General features: G+C 72.4%; 19 protein-coding genes and 1 pseudogene. 10 read left to right on the top strand and 10 right to left on the bottom strand.

The genetic code is table 11. The features are described from left to right. Positions 1–90 precede the first annotated feature (90 nt). The 3 genes from AB0H81_RS28735 to AB0H81_RS28745 form a co-directional block, all read right to left on the bottom strand. Entirely contained in the window at positions 91–993 is a 903-nt protein-coding gene (locus AB0H81_RS28735) for a TauD/TfdA family dioxygenase (RefSeq protein ID WP_358380803.1), read from the bottom strand. Positions 994–1,219: 226 nt separating this feature from the next. Then, entirely contained in the window at positions 1,220–1,798 is a 579-nt protein-coding gene (gene folE, locus AB0H81_RS28740) for a GTP cyclohydrolase I FolE (RefSeq protein WP_358380805.1), read from the bottom strand. A gap of 1 nt (position 1,799) precedes the next feature. Then, the gene (locus AB0H81_RS28745) at positions 1,800–1,940 is read right to left on the bottom strand and encodes a hypothetical protein (RefSeq protein ID WP_358380807.1); all 141 of its coding nucleotides are present in this window, start codon (positions 1,938–1,940) and stop codon (positions 1,800–1,802) included. Between the two features lie 100 nt (positions 1,941–2,040). On the opposite strand from AB0H81_RS28745, the gene AB0H81_RS28750 reads away from it, so the two are divergent. Beyond that, positions 2,041–2,733: a helix-turn-helix domain-containing protein gene (locus AB0H81_RS28750; protein ID WP_358380809.1), complete on the top strand. Its 693-nt coding sequence runs from the start codon at positions 2,041–2,043 to the stop codon at positions 2,731–2,733. Between the two features lie 72 nt (positions 2,734–2,805). On the opposite strand, the gene AB0H81_RS28755 is transcribed toward AB0H81_RS28750, so the two are convergent. Beyond that, positions 2,806–4,185 carry an MFS transporter gene (locus tag AB0H81_RS28755; protein WP_358380811.1) on the bottom strand — a complete coding sequence of 460 codons (1,380 nt, stop codon included), beginning with the start codon at positions 4,183–4,185 and terminating at the stop codon, positions 2,806–2,808. 137 nt (positions 4,186–4,322) lie between these two features. Between AB0H81_RS28755 and AB0H81_RS28760 the strand changes: the two genes are divergently transcribed. Further along, complete coding sequence (locus AB0H81_RS28760; protein ID WP_358380813.1) at positions 4,323–4,919, top strand: helix-turn-helix transcriptional regulator; 597 nt, start codon at positions 4,323–4,325, stop codon at positions 4,917–4,919. A gap of 95 nt (positions 4,920–5,014) precedes the next feature. Here the strand turns inward: AB0H81_RS28760 and AB0H81_RS28765 are convergent. Further along, positions 5,015–5,236: pseudogene (locus AB0H81_RS28765) on the bottom strand (transcriptional regulator); the annotation flags it as partial. Positions 5,237–5,689: 453 nt separating this feature from the next. Continuing rightward, entirely contained in the window at positions 5,690–6,265 is a 576-nt protein-coding gene (locus AB0H81_RS28770) for a DinB family protein (RefSeq protein WP_358380815.1), read from the bottom strand. A gap of 100 nt (positions 6,266–6,365) precedes the next feature. On the opposite strand from AB0H81_RS28770, the gene AB0H81_RS28775 reads away from it, so the two are divergent. The 5 genes from AB0H81_RS28775 to AB0H81_RS28795 all read left to right on the top strand — a co-directional run bounded on the left by AB0H81_RS28775 (position 6,366) and on the right by AB0H81_RS28795 (position 11,498). After that, positions 6,366–7,382 carry a YafY family protein gene (locus AB0H81_RS28775; protein ID WP_358380817.1) on the top strand — a complete coding sequence of 339 codons (1,017 nt, stop codon included), beginning with the start codon at positions 6,366–6,368 and terminating at the stop codon, positions 7,380–7,382. Positions 7,383–7,725: 343 nt separating this feature from the next. Further along, positions 7,726–7,986: an RbsD/FucU domain-containing protein gene (locus AB0H81_RS28780; RefSeq protein WP_358380861.1), complete on the top strand. Its 261-nt coding sequence runs from the start codon at positions 7,726–7,728 to the stop codon at positions 7,984–7,986. Between the two features lie 13 nt (positions 7,987–7,999). Continuing rightward, a complete protein-coding gene (locus tag AB0H81_RS28785) occupies positions 8,000–9,493 on the top strand; it encodes a sugar ABC transporter ATP-binding protein (protein WP_358380819.1) in 1,494 nt (497 codons plus the stop codon). Further along, a complete protein-coding gene (locus tag AB0H81_RS28790; RefSeq protein ID WP_358380821.1) occupies positions 9,490–10,485 on the top strand; it encodes an ABC transporter permease in 996 nt (331 codons plus the stop codon). Before AB0H81_RS28785 ends, AB0H81_RS28790 begins: the two co-directional genes overlap by 4 nt. An 11-nt stretch (positions 10,486–10,496) precedes the next feature. Further along, on the top strand, positions 10,497–11,498 hold the full coding sequence (locus tag AB0H81_RS28795; protein ID WP_358380823.1) for a substrate-binding domain-containing protein: 1,002 nt from the start codon (positions 10,497–10,499) through the stop codon (positions 11,496–11,498). Between the two features lie 64 nt (positions 11,499–11,562). Here AB0H81_RS28795 and AB0H81_RS28800 read toward each other — a convergent pair whose 3' ends face one another. Next, positions 11,563–12,420 (bottom strand): alpha/beta hydrolase, encoded by an 858-nt coding sequence (locus AB0H81_RS28800; protein WP_358380825.1) that lies wholly within the window; start codon positions 12,418–12,420, stop codon positions 11,563–11,565. Continuing rightward, a complete protein-coding gene (locus tag AB0H81_RS28805) occupies positions 12,417–13,016 on the bottom strand; it encodes a WHG domain-containing protein (protein ID WP_358380827.1) in 600 nt (199 codons plus the stop codon). Before AB0H81_RS28805 ends, AB0H81_RS28800 begins: the two co-directional genes overlap by 4 nt. A 110-nt stretch (positions 13,017–13,126) precedes the next feature. On the opposite strand from AB0H81_RS28805, the gene AB0H81_RS28810 reads away from it, so the two are divergent. Beyond that, entirely contained in the window at positions 13,127–13,729 is a 603-nt protein-coding gene (locus AB0H81_RS28810; protein WP_358380829.1) for a class I SAM-dependent methyltransferase, read from the top strand. Positions 13,730–13,745: 16 nt separating this feature from the next. On the opposite strand, the gene AB0H81_RS28815 is transcribed toward AB0H81_RS28810, so the two are convergent. Then, the gene (locus AB0H81_RS28815) at positions 13,746–14,222 is read right to left on the bottom strand and encodes a MarR family winged helix-turn-helix transcriptional regulator (RefSeq protein WP_358380831.1); all 477 of its coding nucleotides are present in this window, start codon (positions 14,220–14,222) and stop codon (positions 13,746–13,748) included. A 131-nt stretch (positions 14,223–14,353) separates the two neighbouring features. On the opposite strand from AB0H81_RS28815, the gene AB0H81_RS28820 reads away from it, so the two are divergent. After that, positions 14,354–15,154 carry an alpha/beta hydrolase gene (locus tag AB0H81_RS28820; protein ID WP_358380833.1) on the top strand — a complete coding sequence of 267 codons (801 nt, stop codon included), beginning with the start codon at positions 14,354–14,356 and terminating at the stop codon, positions 15,152–15,154. A 704-nt stretch (positions 15,155–15,858) separates the two neighbouring features. On the opposite strand, the gene AB0H81_RS28825 is transcribed toward AB0H81_RS28820, so the two are convergent. After that, the gene (locus AB0H81_RS28825; protein WP_358380835.1) at positions 15,859–16,479 is read right to left on the bottom strand and encodes a TetR/AcrR family transcriptional regulator C-terminal domain-containing protein; all 621 of its coding nucleotides are present in this window, start codon (positions 16,477–16,479) and stop codon (positions 15,859–15,861) included. Positions 16,480–16,621: 142 nt separating this feature from the next. On the opposite strand from AB0H81_RS28825, the gene AB0H81_RS28830 reads away from it, so the two are divergent. Further along, a complete protein-coding gene (locus AB0H81_RS28830; protein ID WP_358380837.1) occupies positions 16,622–17,785 on the top strand; it encodes an FAD-dependent oxidoreductase in 1,164 nt (387 codons plus the stop codon). The last annotated feature ends 72 nt before the right edge of the window (positions 17,786–17,857 follow it).

Here is a 17,857-nt window from a genome sequence, read left to right on the forward strand (position 1 = left end):
TGGTTTGTCTGGTGGTCAGAAGTGTGGTGGGGCGGTGGGTCCGGGGGGGGGGGGGGGGGGGGGTGGGTGGGGGGGGGGGGGAGAGGGGCGTCAGGCGGCGATCGGCGAGTAGGAGCCGGCGTCGCCGGACAGGACCGTGCTCGTCCGGCCGTCCACGCCGACCGGAACGTCACCGGCGATGGTCACCCGGTGGAGGCGGCGCGGCTGGTCGCCGAAGTCGTGCACGACCCGGTGCTGGGTGGCCCGGTTGTCCCAGACGGCCACGTCGCCGGGGGACCAGCGCCAGCGCACGGTGTTCTCCACCTGGGTCACGTGACTCTGGATCAGCTGGATGATCGCGGCCGACGACTGGGCGGGCAGGCCGGCCAGACGCTTGGCGAAGTCGCCGAGGAGGATCGCGCGCTCGCCGGTCTCGGGATGGACGCGGACGACGGGATGCTCGGTCTCGTAGACGGTCGAGGCGAACACCTCCGCCTGCGCGCGGGTCCGCTCCGGGTCGTCGGAGGCGGCGACGCGCACGTAGTCGTACTGGTTGGTGTGGACCGCCCGCAGCCGGTCGAGCAGGTCGCGCAGCTCGGCGGGCAGGTGCTCGTACGCGGTGACGGTGTTGGCCCAGAGCGTGTCGCCGCCGCTGGGCGGCACGGTGATCGCCCGGAGCACGGAGGCCAGCGGCGGCCGGTCGACGAAGGTGACGTCGGTGTGCCAGCGGTCGACCTTCTGGCCGCCGCTGTAGTCCAGGTCGAGGACGTGGGTGTTGCCGGCGAGCGCCGGGACGGTGGGGTGGGCCACGGTGGGCTCGCCGAGCAGCCGGGCGAAGGCCACCTGGTCTTCCGTGCCCAGGTGGTCCTGGGCGCGGAAGAAGAGCACTTTGTGGTCGAGCAGGGCCGAGCGGATCAGCCCGACGAGGTCGGCGGGCAGATCACCGCCCAGGCGCACGCCGGAGATCTCGGCGCCTATCCGGCCTGCGACGGGGCGGATGGAGAAAGGTGACATGGGTGTGGTCCTTCCGGATGTCGAGGTGGTCGCTGGACAGCGGGACGGAAGGAGGGACACAGGGCGCTGGCCACGCGGCAGAAGTCCACGTGACCTCGGATGGTCAGTGCCGTGGTCGTCACGTTCGCCAACGTAGACCGGCCGTCGCATGAAGTCAACACAACCGGTAGGGAATTAGGGTTTACCTGGGTCGAGATGCCGGGTTCGCCCCGGAGCTGCCGTGCGGTCAGGGGCTGACCAGCGACAGGAACTCGGCGCGCGAGCGGGCGTCGTCGCGCAGCACGCCGAGCAAGGTGGACGTGATGGTCTGAGCCCCTGGGGCCTGCGCGCCGCGCAGGGTCATGCAGGTGTGGTCGGCTCGGATGACCACGCCCACCCCGCGGGGCCGCAGGTTCTGCTGCAGCCATTCGGCGACCTGCTTGGTGAGGCGTTCCTGGACCTGTGGTCGGCAGGAGAAGTGCTCCACGATGCGGGCGAGCTTGGACAGGCCGACGATGCGCGGTCCCGGCAGGTATCCGACATGGGCCACGCCGGTGAACGGCAGCAGGTGGTGCTCGCATACCGACCGGAGCGGGATGTCGCGGACGAGGACGAGCTCGTCGTACCCCTCGTCATTGGGAAAGGTGGTGAGCTCGAAGGGGCGTGGCGAGAAGAGCTCGGCGTAGGCGCGGGCCATCCGCCCGGGGGTCCCGCGCAGGCTTTCGTCGTCCAGGTGGATGCCCAGGGCGTCGAGGAACTGACCTGCCGCCAGCTCGGCCGCGGTCAGGTCGACGCCTCTCGTAGGGGCGGTTGATCCGTTCAGCACGTCAGCCGCCCGACACGGTGGTGAGCGGGACAGGGGCGAGCGTGGCGACGGCCGGTGCGCCGTGTCCGGCGACGACGGCGGCCGGAATGGAGCGCCCCGGGGCCGTGACGGGGCGTTGGGGCTGATACTGCGGCGTGGACATGACTCCCCCTTCAATTTCGCTAACAATTCTTAGCTTTATCATGCTGAAGGGCACGAGGTGAAGAGGTTTCCCCGCAGAAGACGAGTGTTATTGTGAACGGGTGACGGACGACGCGGTGCGCGCCGTGGCGGCGCTCGACGACGAGCTTCGGCGCCGCATGTATGCATTCATCCGGCAGTCGTCTGCCCCGGTGACCCGCGACGAGGCCGCGCGGAGCGCCGGCATCTCCCGCAAGCTGGCGGCCTTCCACCTCGACAAACTGGTCGAGGTCGGGCTGCTCAAGGCCACGTACGCCCAGCCGGACGGCATCCGCAGGGTCGGCCGCGCCCCGAAGCTGTACCAGCCGACCGACGTACAGGTGCAGGTCAGCATCCCGCCGCGCGAGCACGGCCTGCTCGCCGAGATCCTGCTGGAGGCGGTACGTCACCAGCGGCCCGAGGAGAGCGGGCCGCAGGCCGCCGTACGCGTCGCGGCCGACCGCGGGCGCGCCCTCGGGCAGGCGGAGCACGACCGGCTCAGGCCCGGCCGGCTCGGCACCGAGCGGGCCCTCACCTACATCGCGCACATGCTGGAAGGCCACGGCTTCGAGCCGGCCCGTGTCGCGCCGACCCGTCTCCGGCTCGGCAACTGCCCCTTCCACCCGCTCGCGGCCCAGGACCCCGACCTGGTGTGCGGCATCAACCACGCCTTCCTCGCCGCCTACTGCGGAGGGCTCAGAGCGACCACCGTGCAGGCGACACTGGCTCCCCGGCCGGGCGCCTGCTGCGTGGAGCTCAGCTCCACGTCACCGTGATCGTTCATCTGCTCGCTGACCGAGGAGCAGGTCACCACCGGCATCTCGTAGGCCAGGTCGCGCCGGACGGTCTCACCGCGCTCCCGGGGACGGGGGACGGGCGCCGTCCTTCTTCGGCCGCGAGGCGTACGCCACGAGGAACAGGACCAGGCCACAGGCGGTGACCATGATCCAGCCCGGACGGGACGCCTGCGCGAGCCCCGCCGGGCCGGCGTCGGCGACCAGGCCGCCGGCGATGGCGATGCCCAGCGCGGCGCCGAACTGGCGCGCGGTCGACGTGATCGCTCCCGCCACGCCGGCACGGGCGGGAGGCAGCCCGCTCACCGCGGCGTTGGTGATCGGGGCGTTGGCGAAGCCGAACCCGATGCCGATGAGCGCGTAGGCGGCCAGGAGGAGGGGCACGCTCGTCCGCTGGTCGAGCCCCACCAGGCAGAGTCCCCCCACCGTGATGAAGCCGCCGGCCAGGACGAGGGGCAGTCGCGGCCCGAGACGGCCGACCAGTTGCCCGGACAGGGGCGCGCAGACGGTCGCCCCGACGGCCATGGGCAGAGTGGCCACCCCGGCGGCGAGCGGTGTCCATCCCCGGGCGTGCTGGAGGTAGAGGGTGTTGAGCAGCAGCGTCACGTTCAGGGCGACGAAGACCGCCACGGCGCCCAGGACCGCGCTGCCGAAGGCCGGCCGCCGGAAGAGGCGGGGATCCATCAGCGGCTCGGACCGGCGGTACTCGACCCAGGCGAATCCGGCCGCCGCCACGGCGGCGAGCGCGTACGCGGCCAGCGCCGCGAGCGACGTCCAGCCGATGCGCGGCCCCTCGATGAGGACGCCGACCGAGACCCCGATGACCACGGTCAGCAGGGCCTGACCGGGGAGGTCGAGCCGCCGCGCCCGCGGCGACCGGGACTCCGGCACGAACACCATGCTGAGCACGAGTGCGGCCACGACGACCGGCGCGTTGATCCAGAACACCGACCGCCAGCCGATTCCCGTGATGAGGGCGCCGCCCGTGACGGGACCGGCGGCCATGCTGAGCCCGAACACCGATGCCCAGACGCCGATCGCCTGCGCCCGCTCCTTCGGGTCGGGCATCGCGTTCACCACGATCGCCAGAGCCACGGGGCTGAGCATGGAGGCGCCGATTCCCTGCACGGCCCGGGCCGCGGCGAGCGCGCCGACCGAAGGGGCGAGCGCGCAGGCCAGCGAGGCCGCACCGAACACGACCAGCCCGAGCTGGAACACCCGCCGGCGTCCGAACCGGTCCGCCAGCGCACCGGAGGAGATCAACAGGCCGGCCAAAACGAGGGTGTAGGCGTCCACGATCCATTCGAGGCCGCGCGTCCCGGCGCCCAGACCGCGCCCGATCGCGGGCAGGCCCACGTTGACGATGGTGGTGTCCAGACCGACGAGGAACATGCTCATGCAGCAGACGGCCAGCACCGTCCAGCGTCTGCGCACGCTCAGAACAGGCTGAACGGGGTGGGTTGTCGCGGTCACGGCCGGCCTCTCGGGTTCGGGAGCACTTGCCCGGCCATGCTCGGCTCAGCGGGTGGCCGCCGCCCAGCACTTTTGCGGGAACTGCAAAACTGGACCTCGTGGACACGGAGCTGGAGCGGATCCTCGACGCCATCGGGCCCCGGTTGCGCAGCCTGCGCCGGGACCGCGGACTCACCCTGGAGGCGCTCGCCGAGACGACCGGGATCTCGGTGAGCACGCTGTCCCGCCTCGAGTCGGGCAAACGGCGTCCGACCCTGGAGCTGCTCATCCCGCTCGCGCGTGCGCACCGCGTCGCACTCGACCAGCTGGTGGCCGCGCCGGCCAGCGGTGACCCGCGGGTGCATCTCAAGCCCCTGCGCAAGGACCGCGGCAGCGTCCTGGTGCCCCTGACGCAGTACCCGGGCCGCGTGCAGGTGTTCAAGCAGGTGCTGGCCCCCCGCGAGCCGAAGCTGGTGACCCACGACGGCTACGAGTGGCTGTACGTCCTCGCCGGCGAGCTCCGCGTCATCATCGGCGAGCGCGAGTGCACACTCCGGCCCGGCGAGGTGGCCGAGTTCGACACGCGGGAGCCGCACTGGTTCGGCCCGGCGGACACGAACGCCGTGGAGATCCTGCACCTGTTCGGACCGCGCGGCGACCAGGCCGTCGTCCGTACGGGACCGTCCACGACCGGCCCCGCCTCACCGGCGTCATGACGCGCGGGCCGCCTCGGGGGAGTGAGGCGGCGACCCGCAGCCGGTCGATGTGCGCCGCGAGCCCGGGGTCCCCGCGGTACCGGCCGGCTCTCCGGCAGCGCGGGGAAGTCGCCGAAGACGGCCACGGCGAGCGGGTTCCAGCCGACGATCTGGGTGTGCCGGCCGACCACCAGCGCCGGCGTCATCACGAACGACTCCAGCAGGTGGCGCAGGCTCGCGGGCACGTCGGACGGGGCCGCCGCGCACGCCGGGGGACGCCGTGCGATCCGGCGCAGGTACACGAGTTCGTCACGCCGCAGGCCCGCGACCCGGCGCACGGCGCCGTAGTCGCGCAGTCCCGGCCGTCGCGGCCGGCGTGGGGGTCGTCCTCAGCGACGCGCGAGGATGCGGGACGCTCGCCGATCTCGTCGCCGAGCTGGGCGGGCGGGCCCGGGCGGCCACCTGTCCGAGCTGGACGCGGGAAAGCTGACCTCCAGTGTCCTGATCCGGCGCCACCTCGCGGATTCCCGGGTGGTCAAGGCGTTCAACACCATCACCCCGCACCAGCTCGTCACCCTCGCCCGGCCCGCGGGCGCGCCGGACCGCAGCGCCCTGCCGATCGCCGGCGACGACGCGGCGGCCAAGGCGGAGACCGCCCGGCTGCTGGACGTCCTCGGCTATGACGCGGTGGACATCGGCCCGCTGGCCGAAAGCTGGCGCAGCGAACCGGACACCCCCGCGTCAGTGACGTCCCTGCCGGAGAACCCCCACGCTCGTATCCCCGTCACCGCTCAGGTCGACGTCTGCCCGTCGAGCGTCTCGCGCAGGATGTCGGCGTGCCCGGCGTGCTGGGAGGTCTCGGCGACGACGTGCAGCAGCACCGCGCGCACGCTGCGCACCGCTCCCGGCGCGTGCCAGGGCGCCTCCGGCAACGGGTGCGTCGCCGACAGGTCGGGGACGGCGGCGACGACCTCCTCGCTGCGGGCCGCGACCTCCTCGTACCGCGCCAGGATCCCGGCCAGCGTCTCGCCGGGCAGCATCCGGAACTCGTTCTGGTGGTCGATCACCCACTTCGGGACCTCGCGCGCGGTGCCGGCCGCGAGGTCGGCCCAGGTGACACCGTCGGGCAGGTCGTGGCTCATCGCGGACGGGCCGTCCACCACGAAGCGCATCCACGACTCCTCCATGGACGTGACGTGCTTGATCAGCCCGCCCAGGCACAGCGCGCTGACCGTCGGGCGCTCGCCGAGCTGCTCGTCGCTGAGCCCGCGGACGGTGTTGGTCAGGGCGGAGCGCGCGGCGGCGAGCGCGGCGAGCAGCTCGCTCCGCTCGGCGTCGAGGGTCGAGGGGGTTTCGGTGGCGGTCATGGCGTTCGGCCTTTCCGGTTGTCGGTGGTGAGTGGCACGCGACAACAATCACAGGAGTAGAGGCCAGGGACTGGCCTCTACTCCCGGCATCATGGAAATCGTGCCGAAGACTTCAGCGCGACTGCTGGCATTGCTCTCGCTGCTCCAGGCGCGCCGCGACTGGCCGGGCGCGCTGCTGGCCGAGCGGCTGGACATCAGCCCGCGCACCCTGCGCCGCGACGTCGACCGCCTGCGCGAGCTGGGCTATCCCATCGTGGCGTTCAAGGGACCTGACGGTGGTTACCGGCTCGACGCCGGCACGGAGCTGCCGCCGTTGCTGTTCGACGACGAGCAGGCCGTCGCCCTGGCCATCGCGCTCCAGATCGCCACGACCACCGGCGCCGGCATCGAGGAGAGCGCGGCGCGTGCCCTGAACACCGTCCGGCAGGTCATGCCCGCACGGCTGCGCCGCCGGATCGACACCATCCAGGTCACCGCGGTCGAGAAGCCCGCGACCCGGCCGGACCCCCAGGTCGACGGCGGCGTGCTCATGGCGCTCGGCGCCGCCGTCCACGCCCGCGAGGTGCTGCGCTTCGACTACACCCCCGCACCCCCGCCGGGGGAGGAGGACGCCGCCGTGCCGGCCTCGCCGCGCCGGGTGGAGCCCCATCACCTCGTCACCTGGGGCGGGCGCTGGTACCTCGTCGCCTGGGACCTCGACCGTGAGGACTGGCGGACCTTCCGCGCCGACCGGATCATCCCGCGCACCCCCACAGGGCCCCGCTTCGGCCCGCGCGACCTGCCCGGAGGCGAGGTGGCCGCCTTCATGCTCAGCAGGTTCCGGGGCTCCGACGGTTCCGGTCACTGGCCCTGCCGCGGAGAGGTGATCCTCGACCTGCCCGCCGCCGCCGTGTCCCGCTACACCCGCGAGGGCACCGTCGAGGAGCTGGGCCCGAACCGCTGCCGGCTGGTCCTGAGCTCGTGGTCATGGGCCGCCCTGGCCTCCGCCGTCGGCAGGTTCGACGCCGACATCGAGGTCGTCGGCCCGGCCGAGCTCAAGGACGCCTTCGCGACTCTGGCCCGCCGCTACGCCGACGCCGCGACCGGCTCACGCGCCACACCGCCCTCGCATCCATGAGCCGCTGCCGAATGGCGAACCGTCAGCGGATTTCGCGCGCTATGTCGTATTGACATGGATTAATCGGCGTTTTGGGGCGCGACGTACCCGTCGCCGGGTATTCACCATTCGGATCGGGGGTTGACCGCGGAGTCCAAGCCCCGCTCGGCAGTTACTGTCAGTGACGCCAGCCCCTTGATCGCCCCCGCGGCAGGATCGATCATCGAGGCCAGGAAGCCCCACCCCCGAGTGGTGACGACATGGGGAGTCCGCTCCATCTACGTCAGCTGGGACCGCAGCCCCTGCTGAACCGCGTCCCCGCGAAGATGAGAGGCCGGAGCTCCGAAACACGCCCGTTCCGGAGCTGCCGCGGTTCCTCGACCTGCTGGACGCGGTGCTCGACGAGGTGGCCGTGGAGGGCGTGCCGATCTCCGAGGAGATCAAGCAGCACAGCCCGGAGATGCTGGCGGCCATCGAGGAACGGTTCGACCGGCTCGGCCTGACGCCGGAGTTCGTCCCGCACACCGCGTTCAAGCAGGCCACCACCGGAGCCCGGGCGGCCGTGCGCTCCGGCGAGTTCACCCCGTACGCCAACGTCCTGCTCACCGCGGGCGTCGTGTACTGATCAGGAGCCTGGCATGCATCTCCAGCTTGCCGATGTGCGCAAGTCCTTCGGCGACAACAGCGTCCTGCGGGGCGTCAGCTTCGACGTCGGTCCCGGCGAGGTCGTCGCGCTCGTCGGGGAGAACGGGGCGGGCAAGTCCACGCTCACCCGGGTGATCTCCGGCGCGCACCAGCCCGACTCCGGGCGGCTGCTGATCGACGGGACCGCGACGGTCCTCAAGGACCCGCAGGCCGCGATGGCGCAGGGCATCGAGGTCATCTACCAGGAGTTCCAGCAGAACCTGTTCCCGCACCTCAGCGTGGCCGAGAACATGTACGTGCTGGACCGCGAGCGCGTCTTCGGCCGCCTGTTCGTCTCCAAGCAGCGCATGGCCGCCGAGGCCAGGCAGGCGCTGCGCCGCCTCGGCATGGAGATCGACGTGCACCGCCAGGTCAGTGAGCTGAGCGTGGCCGAGCGGCAGATGCTCGAGATCGCCAAGGCCATGACGCACGAACTGCGGCTGATCATCCTCGACGAGCCCACCGCGGCGCTCGACGAGCAGGAGTCCGAGCAGCTCTTCGCCCAGGTGAACCGGCTGCGCGAGGCCGGCGTCTCGGTGATCTACATCAGCCACCGGCTGGACGAGGTCTTCGCCCTGTCGGACCGCATCGTCGTGCTGCGCGACGGCCGGGTCACGCTCGACGTCCCCACCGGGGAGCTCACGCCGGCCAAGGTCGTCACCGCGATGGTCGGCGACGCCGTGGACGACTTCTACCCCAAGGAGCGCAACGCCGGGGACGAGGTCGTGCTGGAGGTGCGCGCCGGGTCCGGCGCCCGCTTCCACGACATCGACCTCCAGGTCAGGGCGGGCGAGGTGGTCGGCATCGGCGGCGTGGTCGGCTGCGGGCGCAGCGACCTGCTGCGCGCGCTGTTCGGCCTGCAGCCGCTGACCGGCGGGTCCGTGCTCGTGGGCGGCTCCGCCGTACGGGTCGCGAGCGTCCAGGACGCGATCGGCAGCCGGATCGCCTACCTGTCGCCCGACCGGCAGGCGGAGGGCCTGTGCATGGGCCAGTCGCTCGAGGCGAACGTGTCGCTGGCCTCGCTGCGCGCGTTCAGCGCCGGTGGCGGAGTCGTACGCCGCGCGAAGGAGCGGGCGGCCACCGGCGCGGTCATCTCCGACCTGCGGGTGCGCGCCGCCTCCCCGTCCATCGCGGTCAGCTCGCTGTCCGGCGGCAACCAGCAGAAGGCGCTGTTCGCCAAGTGGGTGATGACCCGGCCGCGGGTGCTGCTCATGGACGAGCCGACCCGCGGCGTGGACGTCGGCGCCAAGACCGAGATCTACCGGATCATCAACCAGCTCACCGCGGACGGCGTCGCCGTCCTGCTCGTGAGCTCCGACCTGCCGGAACTCGTCGCCATGTCCGACCGCGTGGTCGTGATGCGCGAAGGACGCTTCGTCGCCGAGCTGACCGGCGGCGACCTCGACGAGCAGTCCATCCTCAAGCACGCACTGGTAGGTGCCGCATGACCTCGAAACTCAAGACCGTCGCGGGCCGGCTGCGCGCGGTGTGGATGCTCCTCCTGGTCGGGGTCGTCCTCTCGGTGACCTCGCCGGTCTTCCTCACCCCGACGAACCTGCTCAACGTCGCGCTCGCGACCTCCGTGGCCGCGCTGCTCGCCGCCGGGCAGACGTATGTGATCATCCTCGCCGAGATCGACCTGTCCGTGGGCTCGGCGCTCGGCTTCTCCGCCGTCGTCACGGCCCTGACGCTCGGCACGTACGGCCTGATCCCCGCGCTGGCCGCGGGCCTGGCGACCGGCGCGGCCATCGGGCTGGTCAACGGCCTGCTCGTGACCAGGACCAGGATGCCGTCGTTCATCGCGACGCTGGCCACGATGTCGGTGTTCGCCGGGCTCACCCTGCACCTCACCTCGGGCAACCCGATTCCGGTGACGGACTACGACTTCCAGGGCATCGGGCAGGCGAGGTTCGCGGGCGTGCCCGTGCCGGTGTGGATCATGCTGGTGGCGTTCGGCGTCTTCGGGTTCGTCCTGGCGCGCACCCGCTTCGGCCGGTACGTCTACGCCACCGGCGACAACGTCGAGGCCGCGCGGCTGTCCGGCATCAGGGTCCACCGCGTCAAGATCCTCGCCTTCGTCATCAGCGGCGTGCTGGCGTCCCTGGCCGGGTTCATCATCACCGCCCGGCTGTCCACCGCCCAGCCGACCGCCGGGGCCGGCCTGGAACTGGACGCGATCGCGGCCGTCATCATCGGCGGCACCAGCCTGGCCGGCGGCCGCGGCACCCTGCTCGGCACCCTCGTCGGGGCGCTCGTCCTCGGCGTCATCGACAACGGCATGAACCTGCTCGACGTCTCCCCGTTCCTGCAGGACGTGGTGAAGGGCCTGGTCATCCTCCTGGCCGTCTTCCTCGACCGCAACGTGGACATCCTGCGCAGGCTCGTGCCGCGCAGGGCCCAAGCCCCCGCACGTACCCCCGAACTCGCCCAGCACATCTAGAAGGAACGGTTATGCGCACTCCCCGCAAATTCCTCGCCGTCGCGATCCTGGCCGCCGTCTCCCTGACCGCCTGCAGCAGGGGCGGCGAGGAGACGGCCACGGGCGCCCCTCAGGCGTCCGGCAAGAAGGACGCCACGATCATCATGAGCACCCTCGGCAACCCGTTCTTCATCAGCGTGAAGGACGGCGCCGAGGCGCAGGCCGCCAAGAGCGGCATCACCCTGAACGTGCAGAACGCCGACAACTCCGACGCCACCTTCCTCAACCAGGCGACGACCGCCATCTCCAAGCAGACCGGCATCCTCATCCTCGACCCGGTGGGCAGCCAGTCCGCCAGCAGCTCCGTCACCCAGGCGAACGCGGCGAGCATCCCGGTGATGGCGTTCGACCGCAAGCCGTCCGGCGGCAAGCTGGCCACGTTCGTCGGCTACGACGCCGTCCAGGCGGGCAAGAACGCGGCCGACGCGCTGGCCGAGGCCGTCGGCGGCAAGGGCAAGGTCGTCGAGATCCAGGGCATCCTCGGCACCAACGTCGCCCAGGACCGCAGCAAGGGCTTCCAGCAGCAGATCGCCACGCACAAGGACATCAAGGTCGTCGCCACGCAGGCGGCCGACTTCGACCGGGCCAAGGCCCTGAACGTGATGACGAACGTGCTGCAGGCCAACCCCGACATCGACGGCGTGTACGCGGCCAACGACGAGATGGCCATGGGCGTGCTGTCCGCGCTCAAGGCCCGCAACCTGGTGGGCAAGGTCAAGGTCGTCGGCAACGACGGCATCGCCGACGCGCTGGCCGCCGTCGCGGCGGGGGAGATGTACGCCACGAACGCCGAGTCGCCGTTCGCGCTCGGGCAGAAGGTGGTCTCGCTGGCCGGCGACGTCCTGGGCGGCAAGCAGGTGCAGGCCGACGAGACGCTGCAGGGCAAGCTGGTCGCGAAGGACAACGTGAAGGAGTACGCCGACTACCTCGCCGGGCTCGGCGACAAGTCCGGCGTGCCGGACAGCCTCAAGTAGGAGCGCCCGCCCCTTGGGCACCCGGCCGGAGCACCGCGACGGTGCCCTGGCCGGGTGTCGTCGTTCACGGGTGCGTCAGCACCTTGCGGAGCAGCTCGCCGAACTCGGCGGGGTGCGTGCTGAGGCCCGTGTGCCCGCCGGGGAAGTGGACGAGCTCCGTGCCGAACCGCTCGGCCAGGAAGGCGGCGGGACGGTAGGGCAGCTCGCCGCGCGAGTCCGCTCCGCCGGCGAGCACGAGCCGGTCCGACAGAGCAGCCAGGCGGTCCACGTCCGGGGTGTAGGCCATGAAGCTCGGCACGATGCGCCCGAGGAAGTACGGCATGTTGGCCATCGTCCGCTCGACGCGCGCCCTCGCCTCCGGCGGCAGCTCGGCGATCGCCGCCTGGGGGTCGGCGGGCGGGGCGGCAGGCGCGGCGCCGGGCCGGCTGAGGCCGGCCGCGAACACGGCCGCCGCGGGCATCAGCCCCTCCTGGCGGAGGGTGTCCTGGACGCGGGCGAGCATCGCGCGATGCTCGGCGGCGTCCGGCAGCACCTCCACCATCGGCGGCTCGTGCGCCACGACGCGTCCGACCCGCTCGGGATGGGCGGTGAGCAGGTGCAGCGCGACGATCGCCCCGGAGCTGCAGCCGGCCACGCGCGCGGGCGCGTCCGGGGACAGCAGCTCCAGCAGCCGGAACGCGTCGTCGGCGTGCTGCTCGACCCGCTGCTCGGCTTCCGGGTCGTCCAGCGTGCTGCCGGACATGCCGCGCGGATCGTAGGACACGACCGTGTACTCGGCGGCCAGGTCGCCGGCGACGCCGTCGAAGGAGGCCGCGCCGCCCGTGCCGCCGGGGATCAGCAGCAGGAGCGGGCCGCTTCCGCGTACCTCGTAGTGGAGGGTGGCGCCGTCCACGCGCAGGCTGCCGATGGTCGGGCTGGTCATGCCGGGTCTCCTTCTCGGTGCGACTGCGAGTGCCAGTTCGTCAGGAGGGCGTGCAGGGCGTCGAGGCAGCGGACCCAGGAGTCCTCCACCGGGCGCGCGTGCGCGAACCCGCCCGCGGCCTCGAGGTTGATGAAGCCGTGGAGCATGCTGCGCATCATCCGGACCGCGTCGGTGAGGTCCGGCTCGTCCAGCCGGTAGGCGCGCAGCATGCTGTAGGTCAGCTCGATCGCGCGTCGCGGGCCGGCTGCCTGGGCCAGGAGCTCGGGATCGATGGGGATCGGGATCTGCGTCGCCGTGTAGCGGCCCGGGTGGTCGTGGGCGTACTCCCGGTAGGCGTTCGCGTACGCCACCAGCGCGTCCCTTCCGGCGCGCCCGGCGGTGGCCTCCGCGATGCGGATGGTCTTCTCGTCCGCCGCCAGCAGGGCGATCCGCCCGCGCAGGTCCTCGAGGTTGCGGACGTGCACGTAGAGGCTGGCGTCCTTCACGCCGAGCCGTCGCGCCACCGCTGACATGGTGACGTGGTCGAGCCCCACCTCGTCCGCCAGTTGGGCGCCGGCGAGCGTCACCCGATCCGCCGTCAACCCGGCCCGTGCCATGCATGCTCCTAGAGGCATTAGGAAGTAAACTAATGAGGCTAGGTTAGAGCTTGTGGGGCAAGGATTGTCAAGCGGGTGCCGTCGCCCGGCGAGTCCGGCAGGATGATCACATGACGATGGCGAACGGCGAGCGGTGGAACCACAACATCCACTACCACCCCCGCATCCTGGGCGCGGTCCCCGACGGCGCCCGGCGCGCGCTGGACGTCGGCTGCGGCGAGGGCATGCTGGCCCGTGAACTGCGGCGGACCGTGCCGCACGTCACCGGCATCGATCTCGACGCGACCAGCGTCGAGCAGGCCCGCGCGTATCCGGACGACGTCGACTACATCCTGGGCGATTTCCTCACCCACCCGTTCGAACCCGCCTCGTTCGACGTCGTCGCGTCGGTCGCCACCCTGCATCACATGGACGCCGCCACCGCCTTGGCCCGCATGCGTGACCTGCTGCGCCCCGGCGGGGTCCTCGCCATCGTCGGCCTGGCCCGCAGCACCATGCCGAACGACCTGCCGCGCGACCTGGCCGGCGTCGTCGTCGGCACCGCCCATCGGGCCAGGAAGGGCCTCTGGCGGGCTCCGTCCCCCACGGTGTGGCCGCCGCCGGAGACCTACCGGCGGATGCGAGCGCTCGCCGCGGAGATCCTGCCCGGCTCCGAGTACCGCCGCCACCTCCTGATGCGCTACAGCATCACCTGGCGCAAGCCGCGGGACTGAGCCGGGCAGGGCCGCCTCAGGACGGCTGGTCGCCGGCCGTGGCGGTGCGCAGGCTGTCGGCCAGGTCGGTGACCACGGCGATGAGCTGGTCGACCGTGGTCGCGCTGAGGTGTGCGACGGTCTCGTCGGCGAGCTCGCGCCACAGCGCCTTGAGCGGAGCGATGACGTCCCGGCCGGCGTCGGTGAGGGTCACGACGACGGCGCGCGCGTCCTGCGCCGACGGGTGCCTGGCCACCAGGCCGGCCGCTTCCAGCTTGCGCACCATGAGCGTGATGCTCGGCGGCTCGCATCCCGCCCCGGTGGCCAGCTGTTTCTGCGTCTGCGGGCCGTTCGCGTCCAGCAGCAGCAGGACCGCCTCGTGTCCGGGGTGCAGGCCCAGTTCGGCCAGCTTGACCGCCGCGCGGGCCCGGTGGCGGATGGCGATCACCCTGATCGCGCCGTTGAGGGCGTCGGCCTGCTCGTACTCCACGTTGATCTCCAGGGTTACCCGCAAGTTTGTTATGCCCATAATATTTATGCGCATAACAAACGTGTCCGTCTGACTCTGGGAGACCCTATGCGAGCCGTGACCTTCGTATCGTCCGGCGGCCCCGAGGCCGGCCTGCCGGGCCGCGGGGCGCCGGCGTGAGCCGCCGTCCCGAAGCCGCGAGCGCCGCCGCCGCGCCGCACGCCGGTGGCCGCCGGACCAGGCTGTCGTACCAGGTGTCCGGCCGGGGGCCGGTCCTCGTGCTCCATCCCGGCATCTACCAGCTCGGCTCGTTCTGGACCGGCGCGGGCTACGCCGGAGCCCTCCGCGAGACGCACACGATCGTCCAGCTCGACCCCCTCGCCCACGGCGGAAGCCAGGCGCCCCGCGACCCCGGCGCGTACGGCCTGGCGCGGCGGGCCGAGGACGTCGTGGCCGTCCTGGACGACATGGGCGTGGAGACGGCCGCCTTCTGGGGCTACTCCCTGGGCGCCCTGATCGGCTGCGGACTCGCCCGGCACGCCCCCGGACGCCTGTCCGCCCTCGTTCTCGGCGGCTGGGACCCCGTCGGGGGGATCGAGACGCTGTACACCCACCTGGTCCGGCACGCCGGCTTTCCGCCCGGCACGGACTGGGCGCGGTGGCTGCTGGAGGTCTGCCGCGCCGACCCGGAGCAGGCGAAGGTCATCGACGGGGGAGACCCGGAGGCGTTCCGCCTCTGCCATCAGGCGCTGGAGGGGAACGCCGGTCTCGACGCCGACCTGGGCGTCGCCGGGGTGCCGTTGCTGCTGTACTGCGGGTCCGCGGACGTCTACCACGACAGCATGCGGCAGACCGCCGAGCGCGCCGGCGCCCCCTTCGTGAGCCTCCCCGGCGCCGACCACCCCGGCGCCTGGGGCGGCCGGGTGGACGAGGTCCTCGCCCAGGTCAAGCCGTTCCTGGAGTCGGCACGCCGCTGACCACCGTCCACCGCCTGACCGGCCGGGGGCGTACCTTCCACGACTGGGCGGTCGGGAAGCGCGGGCATCCGTTCCGGCGGTGGAAGACGTGGCAGCCGTCCGGCACCCGCTGACCCTCACCGGCTACTCGCGCGCCAACGACAAGACCTTCTTCCATGTGCCCGAGCTGAACCAGGTGGCCGCCTTCGATCCGGCCCTCGCGGCGGGGCCCGGCTGCACGGGGTGCGGCCGGGGGAGGAGTTCCGCTTCGGCAGGAACGGCTCCCACACGGTCCGGGTCCTGGAGTCCGAGCACAAGGTGCCCAGCGTGGGTTATGGCGTCGCGAGAACCGGCGAGCCCTCCTGCCGGAGGTCGAGGAGCTCAAGGCGACGCCCGGCGCCGCCGAGTTCAGCCGGCTCGTCGCGCGCGAGCGCGCCCGGGCGCAATCCTGGGCTGTTCGACCACCCGGTGATCATCACCGAATGCACCTAAGCGGCATCAGCATAAATCTACAATGTAAAGGCGAGCGGCTTCTTCACCCGGGGTGCGGCCGCCACGCCCTCCAGCACCGGGCGGCCATGACGCAGTCAGGGCGCCGGACCCGCGCTCGCGTTTCGACGTCTCTCGAACGGGCCGCCGGTCGATCCTTCCGCGCGTCCTCGGGACGCGGGCCGCCATGGCGCCGGAACGTCACGCCGATCAGAGGCGCGGACGGTGCCGGTGTCTCAGCTCGCCGGGGCGTGGCCGTGGGGGTCGAGGCGGTAGTGCGCGTTCAGCAGCGGCCAGGTCGCCGTGGCCATCTCGGCCGGCGGCCGGGGGCATCCGTGCTGGAGCCAGTCGACGGCCACGCCGATGAGCGCGCCGGCGATGAAGGCGGCCGCGATGTCGTGCGGGACGCCCTGCGGCGGGGTGCCGTCGCCGGTCCGGGCCAGGTGGTCGACGGTGACCTCGGCGATGCGGCGGCGGATGTGGTCGACGACGCGCGCGCTGCCCTGCGGTCCCAGGAGCGCCCGGTACAGCCCGGCGTGCTCGGCGAGGCTGGCGAAGAAGGCCGCCAGCGACCGGGTCGCCTCCTCCTCCATGTCGGCGCCGTGAGCGGGCACGGGCAGGGATTCGAGCAGGCCGTCGATCATCGCGGTGCAGGCGTCCTCGGCGAGCTCGTGGACGTCGCGGTAGTGGTCGTAGAAGGCCGAGCGGCTCACCTCGGCGCCCGCGGCGACGTCGGAGACGCTGATCCGGGACAGGTCCCGCTCCTCGACCAGCCGGATCAGTGCGCGTGCGAGGGCCGTCCGGGTGCGGCGCACGCGCCGGTCGCCCGATGCGGGGTTGCTGTCCTTGGTGACCACGCCTGCCATCCTACCGAATGACGACACATGTAGGTTTTCTTGCAGATGTAGGCTAATGTGTCGGGCGCTGGATGAGGAAAGGAGCCCCACACATGTGCCTGGGAGCAGGCGTGACGGCCATCCACGCGGGCCGGGTCACCACGTGAGCCCGCCCGCCCGCATCGTGATCGTGGGCGCGTCGGCCGCGGGGCTGAGCACGGCCGAGGCGCTGCGGCGGCACGGCTACCGGGGGCGCCTGACGCTGCTGGACGCCGACCCCCATCACCCCTACGACCGGCCGCCGCTGTCGAAGCAGGTGCTGGCCGGCGTCTGGGAGCCGGACCGGGCCCGGCTGCGCGACCAGGCGCAGTTGCAGGCCCTGGAGGCCGAGTTCGTGCTGGGCGAGCCCGCGCTCGCGCTGGACGCGGCGGCCCGCGCCGTCACCACCGCCTCCGGCCGCGTGCTGCACGGCGACGTCGTCGTGATCGCCACCGGCCTGACTCCCCGCCGCCTGCCGGGCCAGGACGGGCTGGCGGGCGTGCACGTGCTGCGCACCCTGGACGACGCGCTGGCCCTGCGCCGCGAGCTGAGCGCCGGTGGGCGGCTCGTGGTCGTGGGGGAGGGGGTGCTGGGCGCGGAGATCGCCGCCACCGCCCGTGCGATGGGCTTGGAGGTCACCCTCGCCGGCATGGGGCGCACCCTGCTGGGCGACCAGCTCGGCGAGACGGTCGGCACGCTGCTCGGCCGGGTGCACGCCGAGCGTGGGGTCCGGCTGCGGCTGGGCGCCGCGGTCGACGCCCTGGCCGGCGACGCGGGCCGGGTCGTGGGGGTACGGCTGGCGGGCGGCGAGCTCCTGGCGGCCGACGCCGTCGTGGTGGCCGTCGGCTCGCGTCCGGCGACCGGCTGGCTGGAGGGCAGCGGGCTGAGCCTCGGCGACGGGGTCGAGTGCGACGCGCGCTGCCGCGCCGCCGAAGGCGTGTACGCGGTCGGGGACGTGGCCCGCTTCGCGCACGAGGGGCTCGGCAGGAGGCTGCGCCTGGAGAACCGCACCAACGCCACCGAGCAGGCCCAGGCGGTGGCGGCCGGCATCCTCGGCGCCGACCGCCCGTACACGCCGATCCCGTACTTCTGGACCGACCAGTACGACGTCAAGATCCAGGCGCACGGCCTGCCGTCGCCGTCGGCGGAGGTGACCGTCGTCGAGGGCCATCCGGAGCAGCGGCGCTTCGCCGCGCTGTATCGCGAGGGCGGCCGGGTCACCGGCGTGCTCGGCTGGAACATGCCCAAGCAGGCGCGTCTGCTGCGGCAGCAGACCCTCACCACCTGAGACGACGTCCGCTCCCACAGCCGGGAGCGGACCCGTCATCCGATCACGAGATGTCCATCCACGAGGAGACGC

Origin of the sequence: Nonomuraea sp. NPDC050691 (genome assembly GCF_040654455.1) — a bacterium.
In the GTDB taxonomy this organism is placed as follows: Bacteria; Actinomycetota; Actinomycetes; order Streptosporangiales; family Streptosporangiaceae; genus Nonomuraea.